The sequence below is a fragment of the Halalkalibacter sp. APA_J-10(15) genome (assembly GCF_023017105.1).
Lineage (GTDB): Bacteria > Bacillota > Bacilli > Bacillales > Bacillaceae_D > Halalkalibacter.
In genome coordinates this window covers 65,439-85,273 of sequence record NZ_JALKEV010000010.1, presented here as the reverse complement: position 1 = coordinate 85,273, position 19,835 = coordinate 65,439, and the positions used below count along the sequence as shown (strand labels likewise).

The 19,835-nt window shown below is 38.5% G+C and carries 17 protein-coding genes; 13 read left to right on the top strand and 4 right to left on the bottom strand.

The genetic code is table 11. From position 1 onward, the window contains the following. The first annotated feature begins 2 nt into the window (after nt 1-2). Both MW695_RS13045 and MW695_RS13040 read left to right on the top strand, forming a co-directional pair. The gene (locus tag MW695_RS13045; RefSeq protein ID WP_247105791.1) at nt 3-1,019 is read left to right on the top strand and encodes a glycosyltransferase family 2 protein; all 1,017 of its coding nucleotides are present in this window, start codon (nt 3-5) and stop codon (nt 1,017-1,019) included. A gap of 278 nt (nt 1,020-1,297) precedes the next feature. Beyond that, entirely contained in the window at nt 1,298-2,848 is a 1,551-nt protein-coding gene (locus MW695_RS13040; protein ID WP_247105790.1) for a glycoside hydrolase family 43 protein, read from the top strand. 52 nt (nt 2,849-2,900) lie between these two features. Here MW695_RS13040 and katG read toward each other — a convergent pair whose 3' ends face one another. From katG to MW695_RS13025, 3 genes are all read right to left on the bottom strand, one after another. After that, nucleotides 2,901-5,111, bottom strand: coding sequence for a catalase/peroxidase HPI (gene katG / locus MW695_RS13035; RefSeq protein ID WP_247105789.1), 2,211 nt, complete (start codon nt 5,109-5,111; stop codon nt 2,901-2,903). Nucleotides 5,112-5,770: 659 nt separating this feature from the next. Beyond that, nucleotides 5,771-6,232, bottom strand: a complete 462-nt coding sequence (locus MW695_RS13030) for a YtxH domain-containing protein (protein ID WP_247105788.1) — start codon at nt 6,230-6,232, stop codon at nt 5,771-5,773. Nucleotides 6,233-6,654: 422 nt separating this feature from the next. After that, on the bottom strand, nt 6,655-7,560 hold the full coding sequence (locus tag MW695_RS13025; RefSeq protein WP_247105787.1) for a LysR family transcriptional regulator: 906 nt from the start codon (nt 7,558-7,560) through the stop codon (nt 6,655-6,657). A 170-nt stretch (nt 7,561-7,730) separates the two neighbouring features. Between MW695_RS13025 and MW695_RS13020 the strand changes: the two genes are divergently transcribed. The 4 genes from MW695_RS13020 to MW695_RS13005 are packed head-to-tail and all read left to right on the top strand — an operon-like array spanning nt 7,731 to nt 12,314. Further along, nucleotides 7,731-8,825 carry an extracellular solute-binding protein gene (locus MW695_RS13020; RefSeq protein WP_247105786.1) on the top strand — a complete coding sequence of 365 codons (1,095 nt, stop codon included), beginning with the start codon at nt 7,731-7,733 and terminating at the stop codon, nt 8,823-8,825. Between the two features lie 21 nt (nt 8,826-8,846). After that, nucleotides 8,847-10,616 carry an ABC transporter permease gene (locus tag MW695_RS13015; protein WP_247105785.1) on the top strand — a complete coding sequence of 590 codons (1,770 nt, stop codon included), beginning with the start codon at nt 8,847-8,849 and terminating at the stop codon, nt 10,614-10,616. Continuing rightward, nucleotides 10,600-11,691 carry an ABC transporter ATP-binding protein gene (locus MW695_RS13010; RefSeq protein ID WP_247105784.1) on the top strand — a complete coding sequence of 364 codons (1,092 nt, stop codon included), beginning with the start codon at nt 10,600-10,602 and terminating at the stop codon, nt 11,689-11,691. Before MW695_RS13015 ends, MW695_RS13010 begins: the two co-directional genes overlap by 17 nt. Continuing rightward, the gene (locus MW695_RS13005; protein ID WP_247105783.1) at nt 11,688-12,314 is read left to right on the top strand and encodes a metallophosphoesterase family protein; all 627 of its coding nucleotides are present in this window, start codon (nt 11,688-11,690) and stop codon (nt 12,312-12,314) included. Before MW695_RS13010 ends, MW695_RS13005 begins: the two co-directional genes overlap by 4 nt. Nucleotides 12,315-12,403: 89 nt before the next feature. On the opposite strand, the gene MW695_RS13000 is transcribed toward MW695_RS13005, so the two are convergent. Next, nucleotides 12,404-12,769 (bottom strand): DUF4870 domain-containing protein, encoded by a 366-nt coding sequence (locus MW695_RS13000; protein ID WP_247105782.1) that lies wholly within the window; start codon nt 12,767-12,769, stop codon nt 12,404-12,406. A gap of 807 nt (nt 12,770-13,576) precedes the next feature. On the opposite strand from MW695_RS13000, the gene MW695_RS12995 reads away from it, so the two are divergent. From MW695_RS12995 to MW695_RS12965, 7 genes are all read left to right on the top strand, one after another. Continuing rightward, on the top strand, nt 13,577-14,266 hold the full coding sequence (locus tag MW695_RS12995; protein ID WP_247105781.1) for a PspA/IM30 family protein: 690 nt from the start codon (nt 13,577-13,579) through the stop codon (nt 14,264-14,266). Between the two features lie 71 nt (nt 14,267-14,337). Further along, the gene (locus MW695_RS12990) at nt 14,338-15,363 is read left to right on the top strand and encodes a TFIIB-type zinc ribbon-containing protein (protein WP_247105780.1); all 1,026 of its coding nucleotides are present in this window, start codon (nt 14,338-14,340) and stop codon (nt 15,361-15,363) included. Next, a complete protein-coding gene (locus MW695_RS12985; RefSeq protein ID WP_247105779.1) occupies nt 15,364-16,137 on the top strand; it encodes a TPM domain-containing protein in 774 nt (257 codons plus the stop codon). Nucleotides 16,138-16,170: 33 nt separating this feature from the next. Beyond that, nucleotides 16,171-17,190 (top strand): SPFH domain-containing protein, encoded by a 1,020-nt coding sequence (locus MW695_RS12980; protein WP_247105778.1) that lies wholly within the window; start codon nt 16,171-16,173, stop codon nt 17,188-17,190. Between the two features lie 252 nt (nt 17,191-17,442). Then, entirely contained in the window at nt 17,443-17,874 is a 432-nt protein-coding gene (locus MW695_RS12975) for an Rrf2 family transcriptional regulator (RefSeq protein ID WP_247105864.1), read from the top strand. 112 nt (nt 17,875-17,986) lie between these two features. Further along, nucleotides 17,987-18,889, top strand: a complete 903-nt coding sequence (locus tag MW695_RS12970) for an NAD(P)/FAD-dependent oxidoreductase (RefSeq protein WP_247105777.1) — start codon at nt 17,987-17,989, stop codon at nt 18,887-18,889. 55 nt (nt 18,890-18,944) lie between these two features. Then, on the top strand, nt 18,945-19,757 hold the full coding sequence (locus MW695_RS12965; RefSeq protein ID WP_247105776.1) for a MerR family transcriptional regulator: 813 nt from the start codon (nt 18,945-18,947) through the stop codon (nt 19,755-19,757). The last annotated feature ends 78 nt before the right edge of the window (nt 19,758-19,835 follow it).

Sequence of the window (19,835 nt, the reverse complement as noted above, 5' to 3'; positions counted from 1 at the left end):
AAATGAAGTTATTATCAGTAGTTATTCCTTGCTATAATTCTCAAGACTATATGAGGAATTGCATTGAGTCCCTTTTGCCAGGAGCAGAAGATGTTGAGCTAATTATAGTCAACGATGGATCTTATGACAAAACAGCAGAAATTGCTGATAATTATGCAAGAAGATATCCAACGATTGTAAAAGCTATACACCAAACGAATGGTGGACATGGTGAAGCAGTAAATACAGGAATTAAAAACGCAACGGGAATGTATTTCAAGGTTGTAGACAGTGATGATTGGGTAGATATTAGAGCATACCTTGAGGTCTTAAAGACATTAGGTGAGTTTGTCGAAGAAAATAAGTCTGTTGATATGATGATTAGTAATTTTGTCTATGAAAAGGAAGGCGCAAAGTACAAGAAAGTCATGAAATATGATGATGTACTTCCGGAGGATGTTGTCTTTACTTGGGATGATATCAATAATTTTCGTAAAGGACAATATTTGATGATGCATTCTATTATCTACAGGACACAGCTATTAAAAGACTCCGGATTGGAGTTACCTAAGCATACCTTTTATGTAGATAACCTGTATGTTTACTTGCCGCTAGCTCATGTAGAGAAAATCTATTATTTAAATGTTGATTTTTATCGATATTTTATTGGTAGAGAGGATCAGTCTGTGAATGAAAGTGTCATGATTAGGCGAATCGACCAACAAATAAAGGTTAATAAGCTAATGATCGAACAAGTTGATCTTAAAGCGATTAAGAACAGCAAACTTCAACAGTATATGATGCATCAGCTAGAAATTGTTACGGTCATTTCCTCTATATTATTAATTCGTTCAGGAACAAGAGAAAACCTGAAAAAGAAAAAAGAATTGATGAAATATATTAAAGAGAGAGATGAAGTGCTTTATCACAATATTCGTTATGGGTGGATGGGTCATCTTATTAATTTACCAGGACGTTTTGGACGAAGCATTTCTGTAGGTGCATATAAAGTATCGCAAAAATTAGTTGGATTTAATTAAATTCGGATAGGATTAACGAATTGGAAGCATTTATCGAGTCTTTTGAAATGATGTCATTTCATAGTCTTGAAAGATGCTTCCTTTTTTATATGACTTCTAATGTAGTGAATTTACACAAATATTTACTAAAGTTTTTAAAGTGTCTTTTAAAGACACGTGTGTTATTTTTACAGAAATCCTTATTATAAAGAATACAAGTTTCGAAATGAATGAAGGAAAAGACAGATGTAAGCGCATACGATTAAAAGCGATCCTACAAAAGAAAAGAGGTTAAAACATTGAAAACATTTAACAACCCTATCCTTCCTGGTTTTTATCCAGACCCATCAATTTGTCGAGTGAACGATGACTATTATCTTGTCACATCGTCCTTCGCTTATTATCCTGGTGTGCCTATTTTTCATAGTAAGGATTTAGTCAATTGGGAACAGATTGGTCATGTGTTAGATCGACCAACTCAGCTTCCGTTAGATGGGCAAAGACAATCACAAGGTATTTTTGCCCCGACCATTCGTTATTATGATGGTGTGTTCTACATGATTACAACGAATGTTGGTCATGGGGGGAACTTTTTTGTTACGGCGACTGATCCCTCTGGTCCTTGGTCTGATCCTTATTACTTAGATGCTCCAGGTATCGACCCTTCCTTATTTTTCGACGAGGATGGAAAAGTCTACTACACTGGGACAAGGCCTGCGCCTGAAGGGGAGAAATATAGTGGAAATTGGGAGGTATGGCTACAGGAGCTCGATTTAGAAACGAAGCAGCTGGTTGGAGAACCGACTGGGTTGTGGAGAGGTGCATTACGAGATGTGATCTGGCCAGAAGGTCCGCATCTATATAAAGTGAATGGCAGTTATTATTTGTTAATTTCTGAGGCTGGTACAGGACATCACCATGCCGTTTCAGTAGCGCGAAGTGAACATGTTTCAGGCCCCTATGTTGGTAATCCAGGTAATCCGATTTTAACACATAGACACCTTGGCAAAGAGTATCCAATTGTCAATGTTGGGCACTGTGATTTGGTGGATACGCAAAATGGTGAATGGTGGGCAGTTGGGCTTGCATCTCGTATTTATGGTGGATACTATCGAAATCTCGGTAGGGAGACATTCTTACTACCTGTTACATGGGAAGACGGCTGGCCTGTTATGAGTCCGGGAACAGGAAAATTAGAGATGGCGTATCCACTACCTGATTTGCCAACTGTTCAATCGCTGATTCCATCTGTATGTGATCATTTTGAAGAAGAGAAGCTTGATTATATATGGAACTTTATACGTACGCCGAAAGGAAAGTTTTATAGTTTAACAGAACGTCCCGGACATTTAAGCTTGAAGCTTAGACCGCAACAGATATCTGAGCTTGTGCAGCCTAGCTTTGTTGGTAGAAGACAACAGCATATGGACTTTGCCGCTTCTACGGCTATGGAATTTACACCAACGAGTGAAAACGAAGAAGCTGGTATCGTTTTACTTCAAAGCCATGAATACCATTTTAGATTTGTATACACTAAACAAGGCAAACAACAAGTTATGAGGTTGATTAAATGCACAGAGGGGAATGAAGAAGTGCTAAAGGAGCTGCCGATTGATGCGGCGAAAGTGTATTTAAAGGTTCAAGCAAAAGGTCAGGATTATAGTTTCTATTTTGGGGAAACAACAGCTCATTACAAGGCATTGATCGAAAATGTTGATGGGAGAATTTTAAGTACCGATGTAGCTGGGGGGTTTGTAGGAGCCGTATTAGGTATGTATGCTAGTTCTAATGGATCTAGTAGCGATGAGAAAGCCTATTTTGACTGGTTTGAGTATGTAGGAATGGAATGAGTCATAACACAAATCGCCGTCACTTCAAATAAAGTGACGGCGATTTAATGAATTAATTAGTTGAAGCTTGCTTAAGTTCTTTTCGTGCTAGATCAAAGCGATCTGCATTCATCACTTTCACCCAAGCTTTGATAAAGTCATTGACAAACTTTCCTTTGTTATCATCTTGAGCATATACTTCTGCGATTGAGCGTAATTCGGAGTTAGAACCGAAGATTAGATCCGCACGAGTTGCTGTACGAACAACCTCACCTGTCTTACGGTCGCGACCATCATATACGTTACCGTCTACAGGCTTCCACTCTACTCCCATATCAAACAAGTTCACAAAGAAGTCATTTGAAAGTGTACCTACACGATCTGTGAATACGCCGTGTTGTGTTCCACCATAGTTTGTACCTAGAACTCGCATACCGCCAATAAGAACAGTCATTTCTGGTACTGTAAGGCCAAGTAATTGAGCTTTGTCGACAAGAAGTTCTTCTGCTGTAACGCTATATTCCTTCTTTTGATAGTTACGGAAGCCATCAGCAACTGGTTCAAGCACTTCAAAGTTTTCGACATCCGTTTGCTCTTGTGTTGCATCACCACGACCAGCCTCAAATGGAACTGTTACATCAAAACCAGCGTCTGCTGCTGCTCGCTCTACTGCCGCACTACCACCAAGTACGATTAAATCAGCGATGCTAACCTTTTTATCTAATTGGCTTTGGATGCCTTCTAATACTGTAAGAACTTTATTAAGTTGCTCTGGTTGATTCACTTCCCAGTCCTTTTGTGGAGCGAGACGGATACGTGCACCATTGGCACCACCACGGTTGTCTGAACCACGGAACGTACTAGCAGAAGCCCAAGCTGTCGTAACTAGCTCACTAATGGTTAGTCCTGAATCCAAAATCTTTGTTTTAAGCACTTCTACTTCTGCATCTGTTAATTCATAATCAACTGGAGGTACTGGGTCTTGCCAGATTAGGTCCTCCTCTGGCACCTCTGGACCTAGGTATCTTGCTTTAGGACCCATATCACGGTGAAGTAATTTAAACCATGCACGAGCAAAGGCATCGGCAAATTGATCTGGGTTCTTATGGAAACGGCGAGAAATTTTCTCGTATTCTGGGTCATGACGTAATGCTAAGTCAGTCGTAAACATGACAGTCGGGACTTTCTTGGATGGATCTGCTGCATCTGGAGCTAGATCTTTCTCATCAGGATCTACAGCTAGCCATTGATATGCGCCAGCAGGACTCTTCGTTAACCACCATTCATATCCGAACAATAAATCGAAGTATCCATTATCCCATTGTGTTGGGTTGGCAGTCCAAGCCCCTTCTAAACCACTTGTGATCGTGTCACCGCCTTTACCACTTCCATGAGTGCTTAACCATCCAAAGCCTTGAGCTTCAATTGGAGCAGCTTCTGGATCTGGCCCAACATGAGAAGGATCTCCTGCACCGTGTGCTTTACCAAACGTGTGTCCACCAGCAATAAGAGCGACGGTTTCTTCATCGTTCATTCCCATACGTCCAAACGTTTCACGAATGTCATGAGCACTTGCAATCGGGTCTGGCTTACCATCTGGACCTTCTGGATTTACGTAGATAAGACCCATTTGTACAGCAGCAAGTGGATTCTCAAGTTCTCGATCACCTGAATAACGTTTAGTTCCAAGCATTTCTGTTTCAGATCCCCAGTAGATGTCTTCTTCTGGATGCCAGATGTCAGCACGACCTGCGCCGAAGCCAAATGTTTTAAGTCCCATTGATTCAATGGCAACGTTTCCTGTTAGAACGAGCAAATCAGCCCAAGAGATTTTGTTTCCGTACTTTTGTTTAATTGGCCAAAGTAGGCGACGAGCTTTATCAAGATTGCCGTTGTCCTCCCAGCTATTAAGTGGAGCAAAACGTTGTGCGCCAGTTCCAGCACCACCACGACCGTCACCTTGACGATACGTACCTGCCGCATGCCAAGACATACGAATGAAGAATGGGCCGTAATGACCGTAGTCAGCAGGCCACCAATCTTGCGAATCTCTCATTAAATCATGAAGATCTTTCTTCAAAGCTTCGTAGTCTAGCTTTTGAAATTCTTCTGCATAATTGAAGTCTTCTCCCATAGGGTTTGATTTCTTGTCATGCTGACGTAGAATATTTAAGTTTAGCTGGTTAGGCCACCAATCTTTATTTGTTGTTGGATGTGATGTGTGGCTAGTGACACTACCATGTAAGAATGGGCACTTTCCACCGCTTGAGTTATTTGTATGCATAGTAATTCCCTCCTAAGTAAAATGAATAATTAATGTCTGTACTCATGAATAAAACTATGAACAAAAAGACAATAATTATTATTATGTAATTATTATAATAAACTATTTCTTAAAAAGAAAGAATAATAACTCGAAAATATATAAATTTTTTATTTTACCCGTTCAAAAAGTTTCGGTTTTCATTTGAAGCACACTATTCTTAGAGGTTCATAATGATAGTTAAGCTTGGTCAAATAACAGCTTATAAGAGTAGAAGAAAGGTGATTAGAATAAGGAGATAATTAAATGTTACTATAGTATATACACTGATCATCAAACGAAAATGACTAAATACTTAAATTTTTATTTAATTAGGTCATGGATGCTGTCTATTTTCATTCTAGTTGAGGATAAAAACCTTTGAATGAGACGAATGTAGTAGAATAATGATTTCGTATCTTTGTCAATTAAGTGACCTTAATTGATAATTAGAGAAACGATATGAATGATAGAAGGACCTACTGCTCACTTTTTAAAGGGTTTAAGGGGGAAGGAGGAGGATTCGTGGGAGGCATCGGCTTCATCGTTACTCGTGCCACTTTTAGACAACAAGTAAGAAATGCACTGAAAAAGTTGAATTGGACTTTTCAGTGCATTTAGTTGTGCAGTTTATTATACTACTATGAATTTGTCACCGTTTCTTTGACATCTTTTGTATCGCTTTTTACTTTTGATTGAATGGCTACCAATTCGTCATCAACAATTTGTTTAATTTGTTTGCCAGCATCTTTCTCTTCAGTCATCATATGCCTTATCATACCTCGAATGTCATCGATCGTTACTTCCTCTTGTTTGTCCGTTTTGTTTAGGAGGTGCGTAGCTTCTTTGACGATTTTATCGGTTTGTTGTTTGACGGATTGTGATACATTTGATGAGCTTTCGTTAAGAATAGTCGTAAGCTCACTTAATTTTTCCTTAAGTTCATGTGCTACCTCTTCGGTTTTGCTCTTACCGTTCGATAATTGCTTACTAATGTCTTCACGTAGTTCATCACCAGACTTTGGAGCCGTTAGTAAAGCGGCTGTAGCTCCTACGACACCACCTACAACAGTACCTATTGCCACATTTTTTTGATTACTCATTATAACAACTCCTTCATTAGGTTATATAGTTCTATACCTTTTTTGAGCTAAGTGAAACCTTTTTCTGAGATTTTTATAGAGGTCATTCAAAAAGGGCTGTTTTAGAGGCCACTGAAAAAGTTTGGTTTTAACTTTTTCAGTGGCTTTGAAGTAATGTGCGTAGCCGTTGCCCGATTTTGAAAGCCTTGCAATGAGTGGGTTTCTCATAGCAAGGCGCGCAACGAGCGGAGCCAGTACTCTTCCTTGAGTTACTAGAAAGGACTTTTTCAGTGACCTCCTGTTTTACCCTTTTTGAATGATCTCTAAGCAATGAGCGTAGTCACTACATCTTTTAAAAATTTTTGTGGTGAGTGGTTTTCTGATCACAAGACGTGTAACGAACGGAGCCATTGCGGTGTTTTTTTGGCACTTTTTGAACATAATCACTTGTGAGATGTCGTTCGAAAATATTGAATAGTTGTATCGATAAAATCTTGAATTAATGGTGTGATAACTCTATTTTTTTGATGGATAAGGTGAATAAAACGATCCTGCTGAAAGTATGGGATTTCTTTGTAAACTAACTCTCCTTGCTCGACTTCTCTTAATGAACATCTTTCTGATACGATCGCGACCCCCATATTTTTCTTTACTGCTTCCTTCATTGTTTCAGTCGCAGAAACCTCCATAACGATTGAAAGAGTAATGTCATGCTCATGTGCCCAATTATCGATGAGCAGTCTAGATGTTGATCCTTGTTCATGCATAATAAACGTTTCCTTTATTAAGTCGTCTATTTCGATGTTCATTTTAACTGCTAGAGGGTTATTGGGATGTAGGAGAAGCTTTAAATCATCTTTAAAAATCATACGAGAAGTGAAATGCTTTCCTGGAATAGATCCATACGAAATAATACCGATATCGAGCTCATAGTTTTTTATTTTTTCCATTATGATTGTTGCGGGTTTTACTTCTAGTGACAATGTTATTTCTTCATGCAATGATTTAAATGAGACAAGCTGTTCCGGTAAGAGGAAGGTTGCTGGAGTATAGGTAGAGCCAATGCGTAAAGTGCCGCGCTGCCTTTCATTAAAGCCGGCTATTGTAGACTCGATTTCTTCTGAAAGCATTGTAATTTGCATAGCAAGAGGGTAAAGAGATTCTCCTGCTTTTGTAAGTTTTAACGTCCTAAGAGAGGATGGTTTGAACAGCGGAATACCACATTCCTCTTCGAAACGCTGGAGGTGAAAGGTAACAGTGGGTTGTTTAATATTAAGACGTTCCGCAACAAGCTTTAGCTTTTGTAATTGTGCAGTTAGAACAAAAATTTTTAATTGCTGTAGATTCATTATGGATCATCCCTTCATGTCAATTTATTTATCAATTATAGATATCATCTATTTTATATTAAATAAAATAGATGATATTTAATATTTTCTTTAAGTTTGTAACAATCTGCATTTACAAAGCCCTGATACGATTTAAGTGAGAAAGAAATATGAAGAAAGAGGGTGAAGAGATGTTAAAAGAAAACCTGTTTAAGGATTTAATGTTTTTGGTTGTCTTTTTATTAGGTCTATTAATAATGTTTGGGTGTGGAAGTCAAGTGAATACGGATGAAGCTGTAGCAGAAAAGGAAGATTCCCCTAATATGAAAAGTAGTAGTGCTGAAAGTATCACTTCTGAAGAGCCTTTAATTGTCTATGCTAACGACTTTACAGATGAAATCGGTCCACTATTTGAAGAAGAAACTGGCTATCAAGTCGAAGTCATTCATGGTGGTGGTGGTGAAATTCTAGCAAGAGTAGAAGCGGAACAAGGCAATCCGCAATGGGATGTTATTTGGATGGATGGACATGCTTCATTACATAGTCTTGCTGATAGGGGAATGTTTCTAGAAGGCTGGGAGCCTGAGAATCTTTCGCAGCTTTCGACAGAAGGAGAGAGTTTCTTGCCTAGTACGAATGCTTATTTTCCAACAGGTATTCACGCTGCAGCAACGCTAGCTTATAACAAAGATGCGTTTACTGCGGAAACAGCACCGACAACATGGGAAGAGTTTTTCCAATTAAGTGACATAGTCGGTATGGCTGATCCTGGTGTGGCAGCACCAGCTTATCCAGTTGCTTCTTGGTTCTTCTATGATATGGGGATGGACGAGGCGAAAGCCATGTTTGATGAGACGTTTCAAGAGAATCGATTACGTGTTTATCCGAAAAATGGGCCACTCGGAAGTGCGCTAGTAAATGGGGAAATAAAAGCTGCTGCTCTGCAGGAACACAATTCCTATGGTTTAAAGCTAAATGGGGAAAATATTGAAATTATTTGGCCTGAAGAAGGAGTTCCAGGATCAGTTCGCGTTGCTGCAATTGGAGAGCATTCGGAAAACATCGAAATAGCGAAAGCGTTTGTTGAATTTCTATTAGATATGGAAACTCAAAATCAATTAACACAAATGGATGATACGGATAGTTTTTTTACGCCATTAGCAGAAGGGGCAACGGTTAGGCCTGATCGAGAAGTTAATCCTAACATTGTCGTTCCAGATGTCGAGTGGGCCTCAGAACATGAAGCAGAAATTAAACAATGGTTTGCTGATCGAGCTGTACAATAATGCTGGAAAGGGATTTATATGATGGATGAAAAGATACAAAATTTTAAAAGAGTGAAAAGCTGGACATCTCTTTTCCGAGCAAATTATTTAGGAGTAGGGGTAACCCTGCTTCTGTTTGTTCTCATCTTACTCCCGCTTATAGCGGTATTAATTCAAATTTTTCTACCGGGTGTTTTTTGGGGAGAAAGAGACTTTATTGGATTTTCAAGTGTTCTAGAAATTTTTGATCGGCCACTTTGGTTATATTCATTGAGGAATTCACTTGTTTTAGCATCAGGGACTGCCTTTTTTGCAACAATACTTGGCGGTTGCTTAGCTATAGTACGAACATTTTGGGCCTTTCCAACAGCGAGGCTGCTTGATATAGCCGTGTGGGCTTTGCTTATTACACCATCTTTTATTATCGCACAAGGATGGATCTTATTTGCAAATGGAAATGGATTGGCCTATCAATGGTTGGGCTGGGAGTGGGTGTCGGCTTTCGTGTTTCAACCATTTGGTCTCATAATTGTTATGACGCTAAGTAAGTTTTCTTTAGCATATTTAGCAGTGGCTGCAGCACTTGAATGGAATGTGAAGCGTTATGAGGATGCGGCAAGGCTATGTGGTGCAAATTCCTTTGTACTATGGCAGAAGGTCCATATTCCAATGATATTTCCCGCCTTTTTAGCAGGGTGGGCACTTGTTTTTATGGATACTATCGGGGATTTTGGCTTACCATCTGCATTAGCTACTGTTTATCGTTTTCCGACACTTCCTTATTCTATTTATACGGCGATTCATACGTCACCTACTCGATTTGATCAAGCTGGAGTATTGGCATTTTATTTAGTTGTAATCCTTATTTTGGCGCTGTTTTTTTTATTTCTTTTTATGAAAAAGGCAAGATTCGATTTTTTAAATGCTCAAGCTGTGAGGTTTCAACCGAGGAAATCGAAGCATGCTATGTGGTTAATGGCAGGGAATTTGCTGTTTCTTCTTATTATAATAGGGGTTCCCATCGGTTCGAGCTTTTTCATCTCAATAATGGATAGTATGAGTGGAGGCTTAGCTATTAATAATATTACATTTCATAACTATTATATGGTTCTTTTTGAGGATTCGCAGTTTCTAATGAGCTTAAGAAATTCCATATGGATTGCATTTGTCGCAGCGATCATAAGTGTGATCATTGGCTTTTTTGTTTCTTATGTTTTGTTTTTTACAAACTTTCGTTGGAAAGGATTTATCCAATCAGTATCACTAATCTCATTAGTAGTTCCGGGAGTCGTTTTAGGGATAGGATATATTTTTATTTGGAATCAGGCGTGGTTAGAAACAATTAATCTTCATCTATACGGTACACCATGGATTGTCGTATTAGCAGCTATTGCTGGAGCCATCCCATTTGCGGTTCGATTACAAGCCGGAGCTTTTGCAAAGGTACCTGCGAACATGATGCACGCAGCGGCCCTTCAAGGAACCTCGAAAGTCCAAAGGATGAGATTCATTATTTTACCGCTAGTACGTAGCTCCCTCATCGCAGCGGGATTAGCATCGTTTGGTACAAGTATATTTGATTTAGCCATAACGAAAATGCTATATCCACCAAATTATCAATTAATTCCGATCACAATTGATAAGTCGTTTGAACAGCTTAAGTATGGTTACAGTACAGCAGCAACGATTATTAGCGGAACGGTTGTTTTGTTATTAATCGTGCTTGCCGATCTTCTGTTGAAGAAATGGCTTGTAAAAGATATTGAAAGCCAAAAGATGAAAGGAGAACTTGAACATGACTATGCTTCTTAAAGTATCCAATCTCAAACAACGCTATGGTAATGTATATGCTTTGAATGATGTTACTTTTACTATTTCAGAAGGAGAAATTATTGCGATACTAGGTCCATCAGGTTGTGGGAAATCCACTTTGCTACAACAAATTGCAGGAATGCAACAACCATTTATGGGAGAAATAGAAATGGATGAAGTTGTGTTTGCAACGAATCAATATCAACTGGCATCAGAAAAAAGAAAGGTTAATATGGTCTTTCAAGATTATGCACTATGGCCACACATGACTGTTTTTGAGAATATTGCCTTTGGTTTAAAAAGAAAGAAGCTATCGAAAAAGGAAATAAGAGATAGAGTGGAAGAGTTAGCTACTTTAATGAAGCTTGATGGATTGTTGGAAAGATTACCAGCTCATTTGTCAGGTGGACAACAACAGCGAGTAGGAATTGCACGTGCATTAGCTACAAAGCCTCGTCTCTTGCTTATGGATGAACCACTTTCGAATTTAGATGTTAAGCTTCGGATTGAAATGAGGCATGAACTCTCGTTTTTATTAAGAAAGTTAAATATTTCTGTACTTTATGTAACACATGATACGGATGAGGCCTTTGCGATTGCGGATCGAATGATGATACTTAAGGATGGTCAGATTGAACAGTTCGATACACCAAGAAACGTGTTTGAAGCACCAGCTTCACCTTGGGTAGCCCAGTTGTTGGGCTATATTAATGGTCTTCAAGGAGAAGTAGCTCCTGCTATTGAAGGGAAGGTGAGCTTGCTTGCCAAAGTGCATTCACAATTCGTATCTGGTAATCAAATTGGGGATATCGAGCAGGGGGATGTTGAAATTTTCTTTCATCCAGAAGAAGTGAAGCTATATGCTGAGAAACCGAATGTAGATCCTGAATTAAATCTATTAATGGGCCAAGTACATCATGTTGTCTATGAAGGTTTGCGTTGGCGTGTGTTTGTGAAGGTTACGGAAGGACTAATCGTAACGGCACATTATGATACGCCTATAGACTCTAACACGGATGTATGGATGACTTTTCCTACAAATAGAACTTTTCTATATAGGAGCACATATATTTGAGCGGTCGTTTACTCGTTATGTCCGATATTCATGGGCATAAAACGATGCTACATCGGTTATTGCAACTAGCAAACTACGATCCTGTAGAGGATACTTTCGTGCTACTTGGAGATTATGTACATAAAGGCCCAGAATCATTAGAAACACTACATTACATTCGTCAATTAAAAGATAATGGTGCGATTGTTATAAGGGGAAACCATGAAGATAAGCTGATAAAAGGGATTAAAAATGAGCTTGAGTCCCCATTAAGTCCAGAGTGGTACCGCTTTTTATCTACTCTTCCATATTATTATGAAGACCGTCAATTCATCTATGTACATGCAGGTATACGGCCAGGGATTCCTTTAGAGTTTCAAGCAATTGAGGATTTGACAACGATTCGAGAGGATTTTTTCTTCAATAGAAGTAAATTACCGAAGCCTGTTATATTTGGTCATACACCAACGTATCGATTAGGGGCATCGATAGGTGAAATTTGGATTGATGAAAATAAAGTTGGAATTGACACGGGGGCTGGGGAAGGATTATTTTTATCATTAATTGATTTAACGTATCATGTGATCTATCAGGGTAATTTAGCAACTAAGCAAATCGTTAAAAATGCTATCACAATAGCTTAAGTCTTAGTCTTGAATGTGTAAAAAAACTGATTAGGCATTTAAGTCTAATCAGCTTTTTTCTTCATCATTATGAATAGTCGATCATTCTACTACACTGACTTCTCAATTTGATCGTTAGCCATTTGTCCTACAAAAGGCAGTTGGAAGTCACTTCCTTGGTACGCCTTATACATGCAATAAAGCCAAAGGAATAAACAAAGGGGTGTGAAAAATACCGGTAAGATCACTCCTAGAATTGGAATCATCCCTACAACGAAGCCGAAAATGAATAAAATGGCCCATAAAAAAATAGATTGAAAGGCATGGTAACGTATAAATTTGTTCTCTTTTTCAATGAATAAAAAAATAATTCCCGTAACAAAACCAGCTAGATAGCATAGTGCACCCGATACATTTTGTGTCATACCTGTGGACGTCTTCTCTTCCTTGTCATTCATTTGTTTCTCTTCTTCCATTTTAATCCCTCCATAATTGAATGTTGAAGAATAAATAATAATGTTTAATCGGTGTGTCTGGAATGATTGTATATGTATCCATCACTCACCTATGTAAAACAATATTATGTAATGTTCTTCATAATAGTATGGTAGTGTATGTATTGTCAAATATCGCCTTAATCGTAAAAGAGGTGCAAATATGGTTCTTAAGTCCTGATTGTTGGCGAATGTCTTAGCTGTCCATTCACGGAAAGATTACGATTTAATTTATTGAGTTCGATTCATTGAATAGTAGCTGTAATCACTGTTTGTGATTTTTTCCCATTAGAGGCTGTTCAATGCAATGTACGAAACCGTTATCTGTGTTGAAGCTTGAGACGAGTGGATTTCTCGTATCAAGCACTTAACGAGTGAAGCCATTGCTAGTCTAAAAATGGATTTGTACTTTTTCAGTGGCCTTCAGGTTTTCTTATCACGAGACGCGTAGAGAACGGAGCCATTGTCACTTTTTTTTGGTAGTTTTTGAACATACTCTATTCAAATGGTTGAATGTTTGAATTATGAAACCAGAACAAATTTGAAAACGTAAGAAATGATATAGGTACCTTGAGCATGAGCGAGCAAAAGGGAATCTGAGTGTGTAAAGGTAGACTGTTCGACCTAATGACTCTTTCTTAAATATGTTATACAATTTATCGAGTGGTGGTAATTGATAACAATGTCGCTTATATTTTGTGAATTGACTAGAATATAACATCTTTTAATGACTAGTTGTTGGCACGAATTGGTTCACTATGTCAATAAGATTATAGGGAGGTATGTTAAATGAATATTTTAGTGAGATTTCGGGAGATTATGGCAAGTAATATTCATGCAATGTTAGACAAAGCTGAAGATCCTGAAAAAATGATTGATCAATACTTACGTAACTTGAACAATGATTTAGGGAAAGTGAAGTCGGAAACTGCGACGATTATGGCTGAGGAGCAGCGCGTACAAAGAGACCTTGATGAGTGCGTCGCTGAAATGGATAAGATGCAAAGCTATGCTGTGAAAGCGTTGGAGGCAGGAAATGAAGACGATGCTAGAAAGTTTCTGGCTCGTAAATCTTCAATGTCCGTCCGGGAAACAGAGCTAAGAAATGCTCATGCTGCAGCTGCTTCTAATGTTGTCAAGATGCGCGAAATGCATGATAAGTTAACAGCAGATGTGAAGGAATTAGAAGAGCGCAAAACATTAATTAAAGGAAAGCTTGCAGTTGCAAAGGCACAAGAAAGAATCAATAATATACATTCTTCAGCAGGAAGTGCCAATCGCTCAATCTCTGCCTTTGAACGAATGGAGCAAAAAGCCAATGCAGCATATGATAAGGCTAATGCGATGGCTGAGTTGAATGTCCAGCCAAAGGATGACATCGATGATTTAATGGCTAAGTATAGTACCGGTAGTACAGGGTCAGGATCTGGTGTAGATGATGAGCTTGAAGCGTTAAAAAGAAGTTTAGATGATAAATAGATAGAAGGTAATGAGAAACTGCAGCACTATGCTGCAGTTTCTTCTGAAATGGCTGAAGAGGAAGTGAAAGAATGGTTATACATTATAAGTGTCCTAGCTGTGGTGCAGATATGAAGTTCGATAGTGCATCAGGGAAGTTATCATGTGGAAGCTGTGGAAGGCATGATGACATTGAGTCGTTTCCAAAAGAAAACGTGTTACATAAGTTTGAAGAAGGGGAAGCGATTCAATATCATTGTAAGAATTGTGGTGCTGATATTTTGACAGATTCAGATACAACAGCGACGACATGCTGCTTTTGTGGGGCGGGTGTTGTGCTCGCTGATCGTCTATCGGGTGATCTGGCACCAGCGTTCGTGATTCCATTTCAAATTAATAAAGATGAGGCGAAGGAAGCTTTTAAGAAATGGTGCAAGAAGGGCAAGTTAACACCTAAAGGCTTTATGACAGCAGACCGTATTAAAAACATTACGGGTATGTATGTACCTTTTTGGCTGTATGATTTAAATAGTAAAGGCGATGTTGACGCGGTTTGTACGAAGGTACGTAGGTATACAAGAGGTGACTATATTTATACAGAGACAAGATATTTCGATGTGTCTCGTAGTGTGGATCTCCAATATGTCAAAGTTCCAGTAGATGCTTCTGAGAAAATGGATGATGAATTAATGGATAAGCTTGAGCCCTACAATTATAGCAATCTTAAAGAGTTTAATACCCCTTATTTGGCTGGCTATATTGCTGAGAAATATAATTATGATGACAAAGAGCTACTACCTCGTGTGCAAGCAAGGGTAGAGAATTATGTAGATACGTATATCAAATCAACAACTTCTGCATATCATACGACAACGATTAAGAGAAAACGCTTGGATACGAAGCAGAATCAAGCCTATTATACCCTTATTCCGGTATGGATGGTCTATTATGATTACGGAAACAAGGAGCATATTTTTGCGATGAACGGACAGACGGGTAAGGTAGTTGGAAAGCCACCGATTAGCTTTGGTAAAGTTACTGCATGGTTCTCAGGGATCGCTGCAAGCACTTTTATTGTGTTAAGGACGCTTGCATGGCTTATGGGAGGCGACGTTTAAATGAAAAGGTCTTTTTTAATCGTTATTTCTATCGTGCTATTATTTATGTTTATCCCTTTATATCCTATTTTTGCTGAAACGGAGCAAAAGCTCTATGACTTTGCCGAGTTGTTAAATAACGAGGAAGCTGCTCAAATTGAGGCGCTTGCTGATCAGTATAGTGATAAAAATGAAGTCGACATATTGATCGTAACGACGAACGATACGGAAGGTAAGGGTGTGACTCGATATGCGGATGATTTCTATGACGAACATAGTCCAGGATATAACCAACCGAACGGTGATACGGCCCTATTAACGGTGGACCTTGAGGGGCGTGAACTTCAGATTCAAGGTTATTATCGAACTGAAGAGTATATTGATGATCATCGTGCGACGTTAATTCGTGAGGAGATTACACCTAATTTGTCAGACGGCAATTATTTCGATTCTTTTTCGATGTATATCGAATTAGTCGATCGGTATTTGAATATAGAACCGGATTCGGATTATGAGGAAGCTACTTTCTTTTCAGCTTGGTGGTTCCATTTGATCGTTTCGTTAGGAGTAGCGGGACTTGTTGTTTTTATCATGGCCTATAATGCTGGGGGGAGGAAGACGACGAATGATAAAACCTACCTCGATGCTAATAGTTTAGGTGTCACTCATAGGAAGGATCGTTTTGTTAGAAAATCTGTGACGAAGACGAAGAAGCCGAGCAAGAATAATAGTAGTGGTGGTGGCGGTCGGACAGCAGGTGGACATTCTCGTAGTGGAAGCCGAGGAAGCTTCTAAAGTGTACAGCTTATTTAAAGAGAGGGGAATTCGATGTTTTTTCGAAATCAATTTGCTAATGTGGTCGAGTGGGAAGAATTTCGTGATGATATGATTTTTTGGAAGTGGAGTAACAAAGAAATTAAGAAAGGAAGTAAGTTAATAATTAGACCAGGACAGGATGCGATTTTTTTACATTCTGGACGAATTGAAGGGATTTTCAAAGATGAAGGAAGCTATGATATCGAGTCAGAAATCATCCCGTTTTTGTCAACGTTAAAAGGGTTTAAGTTCGGTTTTAATAGTGGGATGCGTGCTGAGGTTCTATTCGTTAATACGAAAGAATTTACGGTGAAGTGGGGAACGAGAAATGCGATTAATTTGCCACATTCGCAGTTACCTGGTGGGCTGCCGATCCGCGCAAATGGGACATTTAATTTCAAAGTCAACAACTATATTGATTTAATAGATAAAATAGCTGGAGTGAAAAGTAGCTATCACGTTGAAGACGTGAAGCTCCGAATTACTTCTGTATTGGATCAATATTTAATGAAATGGATTAGCCGTGAAGGGAAGGATATGTTTAACCTTCAAGCGAATGCCTCTGATATTTCCAAGGGGATCAAAGAAGATTTAGATATGAATATTATTGAAGATGGTATGACGATTACGCGTTTCAATGTGAGGAGCTTTAACTATCCAGAGGAAATCCAGCAACGTATTACGAAATCAGCCTCTCATTCTATGATTGGCGACCTAGGTAAGTACCAGCAAGTCGAAATGGTTGATGGCATGGCTTCTGGGAAAGTTCAAGGTGGTGGTACAGCCTCTGATATGACTGGTATGATGATGGGAATGAATGTAGCGAATGAAATGATGAAGAATATGAATCAACATCAGCAACCTTCTCAACAACCCCAGCAAATTAATCAGCAACAGGCGCAACCACAACAGACATCATCTAATGATCAACCACAAGCAGGAGCAACTGAAAAGCCCAACTTCTGCCCGAACTGTGGGACGAAAGCAGCAGGCGGAAACTTCTGTACAAATTGTGGATTTAAGCTAGTATAAGGTTTTATCAGCAGTCCCCCTCTAACAAATTGTTGGAGGGGGTTCTTGTTATTTCGATATTAATGCTAAAAGAATTCAATGTTTCCTTATGTTCTAGCCTCTTTACGGAGTTATTACGAATCTAATTCAGAGGTCTAAGATTTGAACAATAAATTAGGGCAAAACAAAAAGCTTGAAACGGAGTTTATGATCAAATATAATCAATTAAAGATATTAAAGATCTGTAATAGTCCTAGTTATGAGGTGACAACTATGAAGTATTCAAAAGCGACTAATTATGCTCTACACACGATGGTTTACTTGACGTTAGCTCCGAAAGGGAAATCTGTTGGAGTTGAGCAGCTAGCAACTGTTCAAAATCTTTCAGCAACTTATTTGTCTAAAATATTGACCAAGCTCGTGAAAGCAGGGCTCATTGAATCGACTCCAGGGGTGAAAGGTGGGTATAGTCTTGTCAAAAGGTCTAGTGAAATTTCCTTTTTAGATGTCATTTATGCGATTGAGGGAAATACGACTTTGTTTACTTGTTCGTTAGAGCATGAAACGTGGTCTAGGAATGAAGCCTGCGTAATTGAAAATGTGATGATAGAAGCAGAAACAAAAATGAAGGATGAACTAAGTAAAAAGAAAATTGTCGATATTGCGAATAAGATCGCTGTTAAGACGAAGCACTATGCTACTTGAACATTATCGTAAAGTGGCTCATCATGTGATTGATACTTAAGGATCAAAAAAATTTAGGTTAATTGCAGATATTAAAACTCTATAATAGATTTAATAATGAGGAGGAATAAGTATGTTATTAGATTGTGTCATTATTGGTGGTGGGGCAGCTGGTTTAAATGCTGCACTTGTACTTGGAAGAGCGAGAAAGGATATCGTTCTCATTGATGAGGATAAGCCTAGAAATGCAGTTACACAAGAATCGCATGGGTTTATTACGAGAGATGGAATTCATCCATCTGATTTTAAAAAGATAGGAAAAGAAGATTTAAGTAAGTATACGAATGTTAAGATTCTAAATAATCGAGTGATCGATATTAAGAATGATAATCAAGCGTTTTTGATTGAGACAACAGCAGGCGAACCTCTCCGTTCTCGGAAGGTAATATTGGCTACGGGTCTTAAAGATATTCTACCTACTATAGAAGGAATTGAACAATTCTATGGTAGTAGCTTATTTAGCTGTCCATTTTGTGATGGATGGGAGTTAAAGGATCGTGCATTAGTTGTCATAGCAGAAAATGATCATGCCTTTCATATGATAAAGATGATTTATAACTGGAGTGAAGACTTAGTTATTTGTACGAATGGGAAAGATATTTTAACACAAGAGCAAAAGGAGCAACTAGAAACGAAGAATATTCAATTAATAGAGAATGAGATTGTAGCTTTACGAGGAAGCAATGGTCAGTTAAAAACGGTACAATTTAAAAATGGTCGTGAAATAAAAAGGGAAGGTGGGTTTGTTGTCACTGGATTAAAGCAATCGTCAGCATTAGTAGAAGCGCTAGGCTGTAAAATGAATGATAGAGGTGGGGTGGAAGTCGACCCATTTGGACGAACGAATATTGAAGGTGTGTATGCATGTGGAGACATGACAATTTCAAATCCTGCACAATTAATTATTGCTGCAAGTGCAGGGAGTAAAACGGCTAGTGGTGGTGTTGTTGCTGATTTGGTGAATGAAGATTTTTAAGTTTTTTGTTTTGTGCTCTTGCGCCTTCCGTTACGTTCCATGCTAATCTTGAATTATGACATGGAGAAAGGGTGTAATTATGATGAATGAGGAGCAGACTTTTACGATTAGTGAGTTTGGACGGCGTGCGAGAATTACAGTGAGGACGTTACGATTTTATGAAGAGTTAGGTTTACTTGTTCCGACTAAGCAAAATCATTCGGGTCATCGATTGTATGGTATGGAAGAGTTAGCGAGACTACAGCAGATTCAGTCGTTAAAATTTTTAGGCTACTCTTTACAGGATATTAAGAGTATTCTAACGGATGAAACGATTTCTGAAATAGAAGAGTCTTTACCGTTACAGCATAAGCTATTAGTCGAAAAAAGAGATGAATTAAACCGAGCGATTGAAGCAGTGGAACGAGTTCAATCCTTAATTGAAGAAGAAAAGCCTATTACGCCAACTGTTCTCACTTCATTATTGTATCAAATCGAGCACGAGGATGATCAAAAAGAATGGATCAAAGAAAACTTTTCAGATGATGTGGCTGATCGATATTTATCTCTTTCGAAGGAGCAACGAAATCAAATGGATACGGAGATGTTAGATGTACTAGCATCCATTAAGAAATTGATAAAAGACGGTATCGCTCCACAATCACAAGAGGCATTTGATGTTCTAATTAAGTTAACAGATGTAGCAACAAAGCATGTAGAAGATAAAGAGGAGCTTGCTTTGCAGCTTGAACAAATCGAAGACTTAACGGAATCGGACATGATAGATTTTCAATTCCCTAGCTTTTGGACAAAAGAAGAAGAGGCTTATTTAATGGAGATTGGAAAGGCGATGGAAGCTATGTATCGTGAGAAAGGTGGAGAAGTTTAGAGTTCAGTTATTTTAAAAGGTAATAATGTAATGAATTAGGCTCGTTACACGTTCCACTACTTAAAAAACTTAAAAACG